Source organism: Snodgrassella sp. ESL0323 (assembly GCF_013346865.1).
GTDB classification, from domain to species: domain Bacteria; phylum Pseudomonadota; class Gammaproteobacteria; order Burkholderiales; family Neisseriaceae; genus Snodgrassella; species Snodgrassella alvi.
The window spans coordinates 21367-35620 of sequence record NZ_JAAEDT010000015.1 but is presented as its reverse complement, the minus strand read 5'-3'; the positions used below and the strand labels follow the sequence as shown (position 1 = coordinate 35620).

14 protein-coding genes and 1 tRNA gene are annotated in these 14254 nt (G+C 41.2%); 14 read left to right on the top strand and 1 reads right to left on the bottom strand.

Annotation, left to right across the window (positions count from 1 at the left end; genetic code table 11):
- Nucleotides 1-27 precede the first annotated feature (27 nt).
- Nucleotides 28-1065, bottom strand: a complete 1038-nt coding sequence (locus GY065_RS05615; RefSeq protein ID WP_025330699.1) for a rod shape-determining protein — start codon at nt 1063-1065, stop codon at nt 28-30.
- A 190-nt stretch (nt 1066-1255) separates the two neighbouring features.
- Here GY065_RS05615 and gatC point away from each other — a divergent pair, with 190 nt between their 5' ends.
- From gatC to GY065_RS05545, 14 genes are all read left to right on the top strand, one after another.
- The gene (gene gatC, locus GY065_RS05610) at nt 1256-1543 is read left to right on the top strand and encodes an Asp-tRNA(Asn)/Glu-tRNA(Gln) amidotransferase subunit GatC (RefSeq protein WP_174833391.1); all 288 of its coding nucleotides are present in this window, start codon (nt 1256-1258) and stop codon (nt 1541-1543) included.
- A gap of 63 nt (nt 1544-1606) precedes the next feature.
- On the top strand, nt 1607-3091 hold the full coding sequence (gatA, locus tag GY065_RS05605; RefSeq protein WP_244621490.1) for an Asp-tRNA(Asn)/Glu-tRNA(Gln) amidotransferase subunit GatA: 1485 nt from the start codon (nt 1607-1609) through the stop codon (nt 3089-3091).
- A gap of 15 nt (nt 3092-3106) precedes the next feature.
- On the top strand, nt 3107-4549 hold the full coding sequence (gene gatB / locus GY065_RS05600) for an Asp-tRNA(Asn)/Glu-tRNA(Gln) amidotransferase subunit GatB (RefSeq protein ID WP_256433022.1): 1443 nt from the start codon (nt 3107-3109) through the stop codon (nt 4547-4549).
- A gap of 18 nt (nt 4550-4567) precedes the next feature.
- A complete protein-coding gene (gene lptE / locus GY065_RS05595) occupies nt 4568-5053 on the top strand; it encodes an LPS assembly lipoprotein LptE (protein WP_084565652.1) in 486 nt (161 codons plus the stop codon).
- Nucleotides 5050-6033 carry a DNA polymerase III subunit delta gene (gene holA / locus GY065_RS05590; protein WP_174833390.1) on the top strand — a complete coding sequence of 328 codons (984 nt, stop codon included), beginning with the start codon at nt 5050-5052 and terminating at the stop codon, nt 6031-6033. The genes lptE and holA overlap by 4 nt, the downstream gene beginning before the upstream one ends.
- 44 nt (nt 6034-6077) lie before the next feature.
- A complete protein-coding gene (locus GY065_RS05585) occupies nt 6078-6512 on the top strand; it encodes a type II toxin-antitoxin system RatA family toxin (protein WP_025330693.1) in 435 nt (144 codons plus the stop codon).
- On the top strand, nt 6502-6798 hold the full coding sequence (locus GY065_RS05580) for an RnfH family protein (RefSeq protein WP_232335892.1): 297 nt from the start codon (nt 6502-6504) through the stop codon (nt 6796-6798). Before GY065_RS05585 ends, GY065_RS05580 begins: the two co-directional genes overlap by 11 nt.
- 34 nt (nt 6799-6832) lie before the next feature.
- Nucleotides 6833-7408: an aminoacyl-tRNA hydrolase gene (pth, locus tag GY065_RS05575; protein ID WP_174833389.1), complete on the top strand. Its 576-nt coding sequence runs from the start codon at nt 6833-6835 to the stop codon at nt 7406-7408.
- A gap of 18 nt (nt 7409-7426) precedes the next feature.
- Nucleotides 7427-8905: a 4-hydroxy-3-polyprenylbenzoate decarboxylase gene (gene ubiD / locus GY065_RS05570; RefSeq protein ID WP_174833388.1), complete on the top strand. Its 1479-nt coding sequence runs from the start codon at nt 7427-7429 to the stop codon at nt 8903-8905.
- A 58-nt stretch (nt 8906-8963) separates the two neighbouring features.
- Complete coding sequence (locus GY065_RS05565) at nt 8964-10601, top strand: phospholipase D family protein (RefSeq protein WP_174833387.1); 1638 nt, start codon at nt 8964-8966, stop codon at nt 10599-10601.
- A 60-nt stretch (nt 10602-10661) separates the two neighbouring features.
- Nucleotides 10662-11222, top strand: a complete 561-nt coding sequence (locus GY065_RS05560; protein WP_174833386.1) for an aminodeoxychorismate/anthranilate synthase component II — start codon at nt 10662-10664, stop codon at nt 11220-11222.
- 54 nt (nt 11223-11276) lie between these two features.
- Nucleotides 11277-12320, top strand: coding sequence for an anthranilate phosphoribosyltransferase (trpD, locus tag GY065_RS05555; protein WP_174833385.1), 1044 nt, complete (start codon nt 11277-11279; stop codon nt 12318-12320).
- Nucleotides 12321-12399: 79 nt separating this feature from the next.
- Nucleotides 12400-13692: a serine--tRNA ligase gene (serS, locus tag GY065_RS05550; RefSeq protein WP_174833384.1), complete on the top strand. Its 1293-nt coding sequence runs from the start codon at nt 12400-12402 to the stop codon at nt 13690-13692.
- A 105-nt stretch (nt 13693-13797) separates the two neighbouring features.
- A tRNA-Lys gene (locus tag GY065_RS05545) sits at nt 13798-13873 on the top strand.
- The last annotated feature ends 381 nt before the right edge of the window (nt 13874-14254 follow it).

The following is a 14254-nucleotide window of genomic DNA, read 5'->3' as shown; positions in this document are numbered from 1 at the left end:
TTATGTCTAAAAAATACAATGCAGCGTTTACGGATTGGATACAAATACTGAATTCATTTTACCAATCATATCTAATGCATGACCAGAACCCCGTGCAACACAAGTTAACGGATCTTCGGCAATCATAACTGGTAAACCGGTTTCTTCTGAAAGCAGGCGATCCAGACCTTTAAGTAAAGCGCCGCCTCCGGTTAATACCAAACCACGGTCGGCAATATCTGCACCCAGCTCCGGAGGAGTCTGCTCCAAAGCATTTTTAACTGCCTGTACAATCTGATTGAGTGGTTCAGTCAGCGCTTCCAGAACTTCATTCGAACTGATTGTAAAAGCACGCGGAATACCCTCTGCCAGATTGCGGCCTTTTACTTCAATTTCTTTTACTTCCATACCGGGGAAAGCAGAACCGATATTTTTCTTAATTTCTTCAGCAGTAGATTCACCAATCAGCATGCCATAATTACGACGCACATAGTTAATAATGGCATCATCAAATGCATCACCACCTACGCGGATTGAGTGAGAATAAACCACACCAGATAAAGAAATCACACCAACTTCTGTTGTTCCGCCGCCAATATCCACGACCATTGAGCCAGTTGGTTCTTCAATAGGCAAACCAGCACCAATTGCTGCAGCCATAGGCTCTTCAATTAGATTTACAATCGATGCGCCGGCCGCCAGAGCTGAATCACGAATGGCTTTACGTTCTACTTGAGTTGAACCGCATGGAACACAAATAACGATTCGGGGAGCAGTAAATCGGCTGTTGTTTACCTTTTTGATAAACTGCTTGAGCATTTTTTCAGTGACATTAAAGTCAGCAATCACACCATCTTTCATAGGTCGTATCGCCTGAATGCTTCCCGGCGTACGTCCCAGCATTTTCTTTGCTGCTGTTCCCACTGCCAGCATGCCGTTTTTGGCATTTATGGTGTCATTTTGCACGGCCACTACAGATGGCTCGTTTAAAACAATACCCTTATTTTTAATAAAAATCAAAGTGTTAGCAGTACCAAGATCAATAGCCAGATCATTGGATAGATATTTGGAAAAAAAGCGAAACATGAGAATGTCCTAATGAACTTTTAAATTATAAGTATGGCAAAAACAGTTTTGCGGCGCACTGTACTCAGCAAATCAGTACGCCAAAGAATAGGGTTTTCGGTTATAATTCTACATTATGTAACAACCGAATCAGAACGCGCAATGATACCGCAGTTTGCCCGTTTTGCTAAATCAAATTTAAGGATTTTTGATGGCTTTAACATTAAGTGATGTAGATAAGCTCGCACGCCTCTCTCGCTTGAGTCTTTCAGAAGCAGAGCGAAATAACATGCTGACAGAGCTGAACCATGTATTCGATCTGGTCGAAAAAATGCAGGAAGTCAATACTGACGGGATTGAACCGATGGCACATCCGCATGAACTGGCCTTGCGTTTACGCGACGATGCAGTTACTGAAAAGGACCAGCATCATACAATCCAGTCATGTGCACCACTGGTAGACAGGGATTTATATCTTGTACCCAAGGTTATTGAATAACTCAACCCTTACCACAATGACTTGTTCATTCATATTTAAATTTATTGCAGGTAACTACAGACAATGTTGCCTGAAAGTTATATAACCACTATGCCAAAAAACTATACATTAAAACAGTGCAGTGAATTACTGCAATCAAAACAGGCTTCGGCTGTCGAATTGGCACAGGAGTATCTGGCTGCAATTGAAAGTGAAAATGCCAATCTTAATGCCTATATAACACTGGATAAAGAACGCACTATAGCTGAAGCCAAGGCAGCTGATGCACGTTTGGCGCAGGGTTCAGCAAATATATTAACTGGTGTACCCATAGCCTATAAAGATATATTCTGCCAGCAGGGATGGCGCAGTGCCTGTTCCAGTAAAATGTTGGATACTTTTACTGCACCTTATACAGCAACAGTAGTTCAGAATTTGCTTGATGCAGGTATGGTAACCCTAGGCAGAACCAATATGGATGAATTTGCCATGGGTTCAACAACTGAGTCTTCTTACTATGGTATAACTCACAATCCCTGGCAGCTTAATCATGTTCCGGGTGGTTCTTCAGGTGGTTCAGCAGCAGCCGTGGCTGCGCGGCTAGCACCGGTTGCGCTGGGTTCAGATACTGGCGGTTCTATTCGCCAGCCTGCCTCACACTGTGGTATTACTGGTCTGAAACCCACTTATGGTGTAGTTAGCCGTTTCGGTATGGTTGCTTATGCTTCCAGTTTTGATCAGGCCGGACCAATGGCTCAGACAGCAGAAGATTGCGCCTTGTTAATGAATAGTATGGCGAGTTTTGATGAGCGGGACTCTACCAGTATTGAACGAAATAAAGAGGACTATACCCGCGATTTAAATCAATCATTACAAGGTTTAAAAGTAGGTCTGCCGCGCGAATTTTTTGGCGAAGGTCTGGACGTACAAGTACATTCATCAATTGATAGTGTTGTAGAAGTACTCAAAAAACTGGGTGCGGAAATTGTAGATATTACTTTACCACATACAGAACTATCCATTCCTGCCTATTATGTACTGGCTTCAGCTGAAGCCAGTACAAACCTATCACGCTACGACGGTGTTCGTTATGGACATCGCGCTGCTGAATTCGGTAATCTGGACGAAATGTACAGTAATACCCGTGCCGAAGGTTTCGGGTCTGAAGTAAAACGCCGCATTATGATAGGCACTTATGTTTTATCTCACGGTTACTATGATGCTTACTACCTGAAAGCACAAAAATTACGCAGAATGGTTGCAAACGATTTCCAGGCAGCATTAAAACAGTGCGATATTATTCTGGCTCCGGTTGCGCCTACTGCAGCACCATTATTAGAAAGCCATAATAGTGATCCTGTTGAAATGTATCTTTCAGATATTTACACCGTTTCTTTAAACCTTGCCGGTTTGCCGGGTATTTCTCTGCCGGCAGGATTTACCATAAACGGATTACCCGTAGGCGCTCAGCTTATCGGTAATTATTTCGCAGAAAGCCGTCTGCTAGGTATTGCACACCAGATTCAGCAACATAGTGACTGGCATACCAGAACTCCATTTGTACAATAATTGCCAGTATACGAATTGAAAGAAGATAGAATGAATTGGGAAACAGTAATCGGTCTGGAAATCCACGTTCAGTTAAATACGCGTTCCAAAATTTTTAGTGGATCATCTACTGCATTTGGCGCAGCACCCAATGCTCAGGCCAATGTTGTGGATTGCGCACTGCCTGGCGCCTTACCAGTAATGAATCGTGATGTAGTAAACAAGGCCATTAAACTTGGATTGGCTTTAGGTGCGAATATTAACCGGAAAAATGTTTTTGACCGGAAAAACTACTTTTATCCGGACTTACCTAAAGGTTATCAGATTAGTCAGCTTGATTTGCCGATAGTTGAGCACGGAAAACTTGAAATCGTGGTTGGTAATGAAGTTAAAACCATTAATGTTACCAGAGCTCATATGGAAGAAGATGCCGGTAAATCCATCCATGATGAATTTGAACACTATACCGGAATAGATTTAAACCGGGCTGGTACTCCGTTACTGGAAGTCGTGTCAGAACCGGAAATGCGCTCAGCAGCAGATGCTGTTGCTTATGCTAAAACAATGCATAGCCTGGTAACCTGGTTAGGCATATGTGACGGTAATATGGCAGAAGGTTCTTTCCGTATTGATGCCAATGTTTCAGTACGTCCGAAAGGACAGACTGAATTTGGCACCCGTTGTGAAATTAAAAATCTGAACTCATTCCGCTTTCTGGAACAAGCCATTAATTATGAAGTGGAACGACAAATTGAATTAATTGAAGACGGCGGTAAAGTCATTCAGCAAACACGTTTGTTTGATCCGAACAAGGGTGAAACTCGCGCCATGCGCAGTAAAGAAGATGCTCATGATTACCGTTATTTTCCAGACCCAGATTTATTACCAGTGATCATTACTGATGCCATGCTGGATGCAGCCAAAGCGGGTATGCCTGAACTGCCTAAAGAGATGGCCGGTCGTTTTATCGATCAATATGGTATTTCTGATTATGATGCACGATTATTAACTAGCAATCATATACAGGCAAACTGGTTTGAGCAGGCTGCAAAACTTCATGGTCACGGTAAACTGGTTGCTAACTGGATGCTTGGAGAACTTGCAGCTGCTCTGAATAAGGCCGGAATAGATATTTCTGAAAGCCCGATTAGTGCTGAACGTCTTGCCGGTTTAACAAATAGAATTGCGGATAATACCTTAAGCAATAAACTGGCTAAACAGGTATTTGAAACCATGTGGAACAGTGATCTTACTGCTGATGCCATTATCGAACGTGATGGTTTAAAACAGATGACGGATACAGGTGCCCTTGAAAAAATTATTGATGAAGTACTCGTCAATAATCAAAAATCTGTAGAAGAATTCAAATCCGGCAAGGAAAAAGCTTTTAATGCTCTAGTAGGGCAGGTAATGAAGGCATCTCGAGGTAAAGCCAACCCTCAGCAAGTTCAGTCTTTACTTCATAGCAAACTGGCATAAGCAAGATAAGGTTCAAACATGAAAAAATGGCTGCTATTGACTACTCTGTTCGTATTAACAGGCTGCGGATTCCATCTGAAAGGAACTTCTGGATTCGATACACCCATGCCATATCATAGCTGGAAGATTGAAGGCGGTAATATGCAGCGGGCTCTGGAGGTTGTACTACGGCGCCAGCCTGATGTTATCGTAGATAATGAATATCCGGATGTAGTGGTAAAAGTCATTTCAGCAACACAAAATTCAGCTACTTCAGCCGTAGATTTATCCGGTGGAACCAGCGAATACCTGCTCACACTGAATGTGAATGTACAAGCCTATCGTAACAATCAGCCTTTAGGGGATCCGATTCAGGTTATCGTACACCGTTATATGAATTATTCTGATCACGAGGTACTGGCAAAAGAAGACGAACAACGTATGATTTGGCATGATATGCGCACAGATGCTGCTGAACAGATTGTACGCCGCCTGGCTTTTCTGCCTGTAATCAGTAAGGAATGAGTAATTTATCAGTCCAGCCTCTGTCTGCAGCATATCTGATTCACGGTGAAGAAGAATTATTGCGAATAGAGGCTCTAGACACTATCCGTTCAGCTGCACGCATTCAGCAATATAATGAACGCGAAGTTATCACCATAGAAACCGGTTTCGACTGGACATCACTTCTGTCCTCAGTCCATTCCGTTGGATTATTTGCTGATAAAAAATTACTGGAAATTCATATTCCCTCTGGTAAACCCAGCAAAGAAGGAGCTGCAGTATTACAACAATTGGCTGAACAATTGCCGGAAAGTACCTGCCTGCTTTTAATACTTCCTAAACTGGAACGATTACAAACACAGAGTAAATGGTTTTCAAGCTGGGCAAAAAATGCTCAGATATTTGAGGCAAAAGCAATTAATCAAAATGCATTACCCCAGTGGATAAAAAATCGGCTGGCGGCTCAGAATCTGAATATCGATAATGATGCACTTGCCCTGTTTGCAGAGAAAGTAGAAGGCAATCTTTTAGCCGCAAAGCAGGAAATCGATAAACTGGCTCTAATTCATCCGGCCGGACATACTGTCACTCTGGAGGAAGCTCAGACAGCAGTAGCCAACGTAGCACGTTTTGATATCTTTCAATTGTCAGCAGCATGGATGAGCGGAAACTCAGAGCGCGTATTACGTTTACTGGAAGGTCTTGCATCGGAGGGAAATGAACCGGTACTATTATTATGGGTTATCAGTGAGGATATTCGTACTCTCATACGCTTACTTGCAGCATTAAAGCAAGGTAAATCAATCAGTGAAATGCGTCAGAGTCTGCGTTTATGGGGTGAAAAACAGACTTTAGCACCACAGGCTGCCAGACGTATCGGCATCAGACGTCTTCTTGAAGCTTTACAGATATGTGCGTATATCGACCGACAAATTAAAGGTGCAGAAGAAGGTAATGCATGGGCAGAAATCAAACACCTTTTTCTGTCTCTGACCATCTGAACATTATTTTGGTAACTCACCGTTAAACTATTGATCCAATAATGATGAAAACAGTTGAAAAAAGCGTTTTAGTACTACACAGTGCTGAACACATATTTGACCTGGTCAACACAGTTGAAGATTATCCTAAATTTTTACCCTGGTGTAATCGTACGGATATTCTGAAACGGGATGAACAATCTCTGGAAGCAGTATTGTACATGGACTATATGAAAATACGTCAGTCATTTGCTACCAGAAATATCAATCAAAGACCAAATAAAATCCAGATGAGTTTACTTAATGGTCCTTTTCGTAAACTGGAAGGTATCTGGCAATTTACTCCTATCGATGATCTGGGCTGTAAAATCGATTTTCGTCTGGAATATGAATTCTCCAATGCAGTACTTTCAGCACTAATAGGTCCGGTCTTTAACATTATCGCTACAACATTGGTTGATGCTTTTATTAAGGAAGCAGACAGACGCTATGATGACTGAAATTGTTGTTGAAGCAGTATATGCCACCACTGATTATCAGCATCTCTGGCAGGGAAAAGTTCCGGCAGGAACCAGTGCACGTCAGGCATTATTACAGTCAGATTTACCAGAAAAATTTCCACAAACTGATTTCTATGTAGCACCCATTGGTATATTCGGTAAAAAAGTTAATGATGATTATATATTATCCAATTGGGATCGAATTGAAGTTTACCGACCGTTACTGATTGATCCGAAAGAAAACCGGCGACGGCGTGCAAAGCAAAAAGAATCGTTTTCTAGTTAACTTTTAAACAGTTTGTAATTCCCGAGGAATATACATGTCTCATATCAGGCTAATAGTTGGCTTGGGCAATCCGGGCACAGAATATGAACATACACGGCATAATATAGGTTTTGATTTCGTTGATGAACTTGCCAGGTTATGGAAAATCAGCTTAAAAGAAGAAAAAAAATTTTTTGGACAAGTAGCAAAAGTTAACTTACCCGAAAACGAAATCTGGCTGCTTAAACCTTCCACATACATGAACAAATCAGGCACATCCGTGCAATCTATAGCCAAATTCTTCAAAATATCACCTGAGGAAATACTGGTAATTCATGATGAGTTGGATATTCCCTGCGGCCAGATCAGGTTTAAAAAAGGGGGAGGAAGTGGTGGTCATAACGGACTAAAAGATATACAGGCCTGGCTGGGCACCGCAGATTTTTACCGGCTACGACTAGGTATTGGTCATCCGGGTGATCGTAATCTTGTTGTTCATTATGTATTGCATAAACCATTGGCTGAAGAAAAAGTTTTGATAGACGAAGCTTTGCATAAATCTCTGAATGCTATACCCCTGCTGCTAAAAGGAGAATTCGGCAGGGCGCAGCAACAATTACACAGCAAGTAAAATTTGAAAGATCGTGTTATGAAATATCGTGACTTGCGGGAATTCATTGCTGTTCTTGAGCAGCAGCAATTATTAAAGCGAATTCAAACATCAGTTTCTCCTCATCTGGAAATAACAGAAATTGCTGACCGGGTATTACAAAAGCAGGGACCGGCATTATTATTTGAAAATACTATAAATCAGACAGGAACAACATACCAGTTTCCTGTTCTGGCTAATCTTTTTGGTACTCCAGAACGTGTTGCCATGGGAATGGGGGCAGATGATACCAGTCAATTACGTGAAATAGGTAAAACACTGGCTTACCTGAAAGAGCCGGATCCTCCTAAAGGATTCAAAGATGCCTTTTCCAAATTACCTTTACTCAAAGATTTATGGAGCATGGCTCCGCATATCGTCAAAAAAGCACCTTGTCAGGAAATTATTCTAGAAGGTGATAAAGTAGATTTAACACAATTGCCAATTCAAAAATGTTGGCCGGAAGATGCAGCTCCGCTAATTACCTGGGGCTTAACAGTTACACGCGGCCCAGAAAAAAAACGCCAGAATCTAGGCATTTACCGACAGCAACTACTGAAAAAAAACAAACTAATTATGCGCTGGCTTGCTCATCGTGGCGGTGCTCTGGATTTTCAGGCTTTTAAACAAAAATATCCAAACAAACCTTACCCTGTATCAGTCATACTGGGTTGTGATCCTGCTACCATCCTCGGAGCAGTCACCCCGGTACCAGACAGTCTCAGTGAATATCAGTTTGCCGGCTTATTAAGAGGATCGCGTACTGAGCTAGTTAAATGCATCGGGAATGATTTGCATGTTCCGGCCCGGGCAGAAATCATTCTTGAGGGAGTTATTTACCCGGATGAGACTGCACTGGAAGGTCCTTACGGAGACCATACCGGTTATTATAATGAACAGGATAACTTCCCGGTGTTTACCGTAGAACGCATTACTATGCGCGAAAATGCCATTTATCACAGTACTTATACTGGTAAGCCGCCCGATGAACCGGCAATTCTGGGGGTTGCTCTGAATGAAGTGTTTATCCCGTTATTACAAAAACAATTTCCGGAAATTATTGATTTCTATCTGCCTCCGGAAGGTTGTTCATATCGCATGGCCGTTGTCAGCATAAAGAAACAATATGCAGGTCATGCCAAAAGAATAATGATGGGATGCTGGAGCTACCTGCGTCAGTTTATGTATACAAAATATATTATTATAGTAGATAATGACATTAATATAAGAGACTGGAAAGAAGTAATCTGGGCAATTACCACACGTATGGATCCGGTGCGGGATACAACACTAATCGATCATACACCGATTGATTATCTGGATTTTGCTAGCCCGATTAGCGGACTTGGCGGGAAAATGGGTCTGGATGCAACCAATAAATGGCCCGGAGAAACAAACCGTGAATGGGGTAAAGTAATACACAAGAATCCGGCAACCATAGCTAAAGTTGATGCCATATGGCAAGATTTAGGTTTATAACAATTTTCAGTCACTATAAATTTACAAGTTTAAGTTTAACAACATATACGGCATAAACATGGGAAGTAAATATATAAATCGTATCTGTACATGGTGCCTGAAACTGGGTCTTGTCTCTATTCTGGCGGCCTGCCAAAACCTGCCTTCACAGCAGGGGCGTAGTATTGAAACACACATTACTGCCGACACTCCGTCCTCTCTTGCCTATGCTAATGCTTCACTTGTATCCGAACATAAAGGTTTATCCGGTCTTTATCCGCTTGATGACGGACATGAAGCATTCGCCGCACGGATAGCTCTAGTTCGCGCCGCAGAACACAGTCTAGATGTACAGTACTATATCTGGCGTAACGATACGTCTGGTCAGCTACTTTTTCATGAGCTGGTATTAGCTGCACAGCGTGGTGTACACGTTCGCTTACTACTTGATGACAACAATACTATTGGTCTTGATAATATATTAAAAGCAGTTAATCAAGAACCGAACATCGAAATCAGATTATTTAATCCTTTTATGCACCGGCACTGGCGCGCCTTAAGCTACATGACAGATTTTGCTCGCCTGAACCGGCGTATGCATAATAAATCTATCACAGCTGATAATCAGGCCACTATTCTAGGCGGACGGAATATTGGTGATGAATATTTTGATATGGGTAAAGGCACACTTTTTGTAGATTTAGATATTCTCGCCATTGGACCTATTGTTAATCAGGTTTCAAGCAATTTTGATCGCTACTGGAACAGTGCCTCGTCATATCCTTTAAACGGTATAGTCCATCCCCGCCATATTAAATTACAGGCAAGCATGCCTATATTCAAACATCGCAGTTTCAATCATTTACGTGCCAATAGTTATGATAATGCATATAATCGTGACAATTTTGCCAACCGATTACTAGACGGATCATTGGATTATCAATGGGCACACCTGATATTGGTAAGTGATAATCCTGATAAAGCTCTGCCCAAAAATAGGCGAAAAGTAAATACCACCCAGCCTGATAATAATCTTTTAATTGATCCGGATACAGAACAACCACCGGTAATTAAATATCAAAAAGCCAGTTTAACTCTAAACGCACTTGCTGCATCTGTTGTTGAACCACAAAAAGATTTACTGGTTATCACTCCGTATTTTGTACCCACACAAACAGGTCTTGAATATCTGCAAAAATTACGAGAAGAGGGTGTGAAGATACGTATTCTCACCAACTCCTTAGCAGCAACCGATGTGGCAGCAGTACATTCTGGTTATTCTCACTATAGAACACCGCTGTTAAAAGAAGGAGTAGAAATTTATGAACTCAAAAATCAGGGTTTTTTAAAAGGACCTCGTGACCGTGCATTTACAGGTAATTCCGAATCAAGCTTGCATGCTAAAACTTTTACCATTGACGGACAACAACTATATATCGGTTCATTAAACTTTGATCCACGTTCGGCACGACTCAATACAGAAATGGGTGTCGTAATACAGTCTCCGGAAATGGCACAATTTATGAATCAAGCGATTAATGAAGCATTACCATATGTTACTTATCAGGTAAAACTAACACCACAAGGCAAGCTGGAATGGACAGAAACCAACGACAAAAATCAAACAAAGGTTTATCATCATGAACCGGATACCACATTTTGGCAGCGTGTCTGGGTAAAAATGCTCTCTTTACTCCCACTGGAAAGCTTACTTTAACCAGTTTTAGCCATCTCTCATTTGTTCACAACTTGATATTTCTTTTAAGAGGTATTGCCAATGCTTTTGTTTATAGATAATTACGATAGCTTTACCTTTAACATAGTGCAATACCTTGGCGAACTGGGCGAAAACGTAATTGTTAAACATAATGATGAAATTACACTGCAAGATATTAGCAGACTGGCCCCGGATAAAATTGTCATCGGTCCGGGTCCATGCACACCCAGAGAAGCTGGTATTTCTGTAGATACCATTAAACATTTTGCGCTCACAATACCGATACTAGGCATTTGTCTGGGGCATCAGAGTATAGCTTATGCTTTTGGCGGAAATATAGTACGTGCCAAAAAAGTTATGCATGGTAAAATTTCACCTGTTTACCATCACAATAATTCCCTTTTCAATAACCTGCCTAATCCGGTAAATTGTACCCGATACCATAGTCTGGTTATAGAAAAGGAAACTTTACCCGATTGTCTCGAAATAACCGCTTGGACTGATGACAACGAAATTATGGGTATCAGACATAAAACTCTGCCTGTCGAAGGTGTTCAGTTTCATCCTGAAGGATTGCTTACCGAAAATGGTTATGCAATGTTGCACAATTTTCTGCAATAGCATAACTAATAAAGTAAAATTTTTAAAAATAGTTATATTTTAGAAAGAATTATCATGATAACGCCGCAACAGGCACTTAATCGTTTACTGGACAACAATGAATTATTCTATGATGAAATGACAGATTTAATGCGCCAGATAATGAACGGAGAAGTGGCGCCTGAAGTCATAGCTGCTATTTTAATCGGATTACGTATTAAAGTAGAAAGCGTATCGGAAATCGCGGCTGCGGCAACCGTTATGCGCGAATTCTCAACTAAGGTACCTGTACAGCAGCGTGAACATCTAGTCGATATCGTTGGGACGGGTGGAGACAACGCACATACATTCAACATATCTACAACCAGCATGTTTGTAGTTGCAGCAGCAGGAGCAAAAGTAGCCAAACATGGAGGACGTTCCGTATCTTCTTCAAGTGGCTCTGCTGACATCATTGAAGCCATGGGTGCTGCACTCGAATTAGCTCCTGAACAAGTAGGAGAGTGTATCGATCAGCTTGGTGTCGGATTTATGTATGCACCAAATCATCATAACAGCATGCGTTATGTAGCTCCCGTACGTCGGGCATTAGGCGTACGTACAGTCTTTAATATACTAGGACCATTAACCAATCCGGCAACAGCATCCAACCAGGTTCTAGGGGTATTCCATATTGATCTGGTCGGGATTTTATCTCGTGTGCTGAAACAGCTTGGCAGCAAACATGTTTTAGTTGTTCATGGAAGTGACGGACTGGATGAAATTACACTTACCGGCACAACCCGCATAGCTGAATTAAAAAATGGCACTATCATGGAATACGATATCCATCCGGCTCAGTTTGACATGCCGGTAATTGAAGACTTAAAACCTTTAAAAGTGGCCAATAGTGAAGAATCGCTGCATATCATGAATAGCGTATTAAACGGAGAAAAAGGACCTTGCCGTGATATAGTCGTGCTCAATGCAGCTGCTGCAATCTATGCGGCAGACATAACTTCTTCATTAGAAGAGGGTGTTGATTTAGCCATTACCGCCATAGATTCTGGTAAGGCAAAAGCGAAACAAACAGAATTTATTCAAAAAACACAACAATTGGCTAACCAGTCAAATAGCTAACATTAAATAAACCCGGCTTATTAGCAGTGAATCGTTTACAATAATGGCTATAATCTGTCACTAAACACACTATATTATTATGCTAGACATTCAATTACTCCGTCAGGATATCAACAGTATTGCGGAAAAATTACAGACTCGTGGTTTTAATCTGGATACCGAAACTTACACCCGACTGGAACAACAGCGTAAACAATTACAAATACGCACAGAAGAATTGCAGTCTAAACGCAATAATCTTTCCAAGCAGATTGGTGCACTAAAAGGTCAGGGCAAACATAATGAAGCTAACCAGACAATGGCTGAAGTTGCCCAAATCAAGATCGAACTGGAAAAGGTTGATCAGGACTACCAAACCATACAGAATCAAATTAATAATTTGATTCTGACAATTCCGAATCTACCGCATAGTGACGTTCCTGTGGGCAAAGATGAGAATGACAACATCGAAATCCGCCGATTCGGTACGCCAAGACAATTTAATTTTGCAATTAAGGATCATGTTGATTTAGGTGAACCATTAGGATTAGATTTCAAAACTGGCTCAGAACTATCCGGAGCAAGATTCTCATTAATGCGGGGTCCGATAGCTCGCCTGCATCGTGCACTGGCACAATTTATGCTTGATACCCATACTCAGCAGCATGGTTATACAGAACATTACACCCCTTATATTGTTAATCCTGAAATTCTGTTAGGTACCGGACAATTACCTAAGTTTGCTGAAGATATGTATAAAGTAAGCTGCGGAGGCGAAGAAAATACACAGGAACAATATCTGATATCAACCGCAGAAATTACCCTGACTAATACCGTGCGTGGACGTATTCTGAGCAAAGATGAATTACCTAAAAAACTCACCGCACACTCACCATGTTTCCGTTCTGAGGCAGGTTCTTACGGTAAAGATACACGCGGACTGATTCGGCAACATCAGTTTGACAAAGTAGAAATGGTGCAGATTCAGCGACCGGAAAATTCTTATGCTGCTCTGGAAGAAATGGTTGGCCACGCTGAAAAGATTCTTCAGCTTTTGGAATTACCATATCGGGTAGTTGTCCTCTGCACAGGTGATATGGGATTTAGTGCCGCTAAAACCTATGATTTAGAGGTATGGGTACCTGCGCAAAACACTTATCGGGAAATTTCCAGCTGCTCAAACTGCGAAGATTTCCAGGCACGACGTATGCAAGCAAGATTTAAAGATAATGACGGCAAAAATCAGCTGGTACATACATTAAATGGTTCAGGTCTGGCAGTTGGTAGAGCTTTGGTAGCATTACTGGAAAATCATCAGAATGAGGATGGAAGCATTAATATTCCAGCAGCTTTACAGCCTTATCTGGGTGGATTAAGCGTATTACGCGCATAAATATCAACGATTTATTGAAAAAATTTTACTAAGGGCAATATTTATACACCACCGTATTAAACATTGCCCTTCAGTGTAAAGACGCGTATAATCAGCAATCCTATCGGGTCGTTAGCTCAGTTGGTAGAGCAGTGGACTCTTAATCCATTTGTCCAGGGTTCGATCCCCTGACGACCCACCACAAATTAACCTATTAAATTCAATAGTTTATATGCTGTTTGGGTTTTAATGAATAGCCCATTGAGTTTTTATTTTTTTCATGCAATTTGCATAATTGCTGTCAATCTTAGCTGCATGTGTGTCTAAATAACCTTGGTTCACTTTAGGAAACTGCCAGAAACGCGCGCGTATTGCAGATTCGTCGACCCATGTTTTTTCTCCACAAAATCCTGAAACAAATGCCCTAAATTTTTTATTTAGGTTATAGAATCTGGATCGAGGAATATTATGAATTTTTTAGTCAGAAAATGTATAGTTTTTTTATGATAGCTTTTATAGTTATTATTTCGTAATATTTATGGATCAATATATCTAGGTTAACATGTATAAGGGGTTGGTTGAT

What these genes read in the sequence shown, in the direction of transcription:
- GY065_RS05565 (WP_174833387.1), top strand. Translation starts at nt 8,964, where the DNA reads ATGGGAAGTAAATATATAAATCGTATCTGTACATGGTGCCTGAAACTG.
- pth (WP_174833389.1), top strand. Translation starts at nt 6,833, where the DNA reads ATGTCTCATATCAGGCTAATAGTTGGCTTGGGCAATCCGGGCACAGAA.
- gatC (WP_174833391.1), top strand. Translation starts at nt 1,256, where the DNA reads ATGGCTTTAACATTAAGTGATGTAGATAAGCTCGCACGCCTCTCTCGC.
- GY065_RS05615 (WP_025330699.1), bottom strand. Translation starts at nt 1,065, where the DNA reads ATGTTTCGCTTTTTTTCCAAATATCTATCCAATGATCTGGCTATTGAT.
- GY065_RS05585 (WP_025330693.1), top strand. Translation starts at nt 6,078, where the DNA reads ATGAAAACAGTTGAAAAAAGCGTTTTAGTACTACACAGTGCTGAACAC.
- ubiD (WP_174833388.1), top strand. Translation starts at nt 7,427, where the DNA reads ATGAAATATCGTGACTTGCGGGAATTCATTGCTGTTCTTGAGCAGCAG.
- holA (WP_174833390.1), top strand. Translation starts at nt 5,050, where the DNA reads ATGAGTAATTTATCAGTCCAGCCTCTGTCTGCAGCATATCTGATTCAC.
- GY065_RS05560 (WP_174833386.1), top strand. Translation starts at nt 10,662, where the DNA reads ATGCTTTTGTTTATAGATAATTACGATAGCTTTACCTTTAACATAGTG.
- trpD (WP_174833385.1), top strand. Translation starts at nt 11,277, where the DNA reads ATGATAACGCCGCAACAGGCACTTAATCGTTTACTGGACAACAATGAA.
- GY065_RS05580 (WP_232335892.1), top strand. Translation starts at nt 6,502, where the DNA reads ATGATGACTGAAATTGTTGTTGAAGCAGTATATGCCACCACTGATTAT.
- serS (WP_174833384.1), top strand. Translation starts at nt 12,400, where the DNA reads ATGCTAGACATTCAATTACTCCGTCAGGATATCAACAGTATTGCGGAA.
- gatA (WP_244621490.1), top strand. Translation starts at nt 1,607, where the DNA reads ATGTTGCCTGAAAGTTATATAACCACTATGCCAAAAAACTATACATTA.
- lptE (WP_084565652.1), top strand. Translation starts at nt 4,568, where the DNA reads ATGAAAAAATGGCTGCTATTGACTACTCTGTTCGTATTAACAGGCTGC.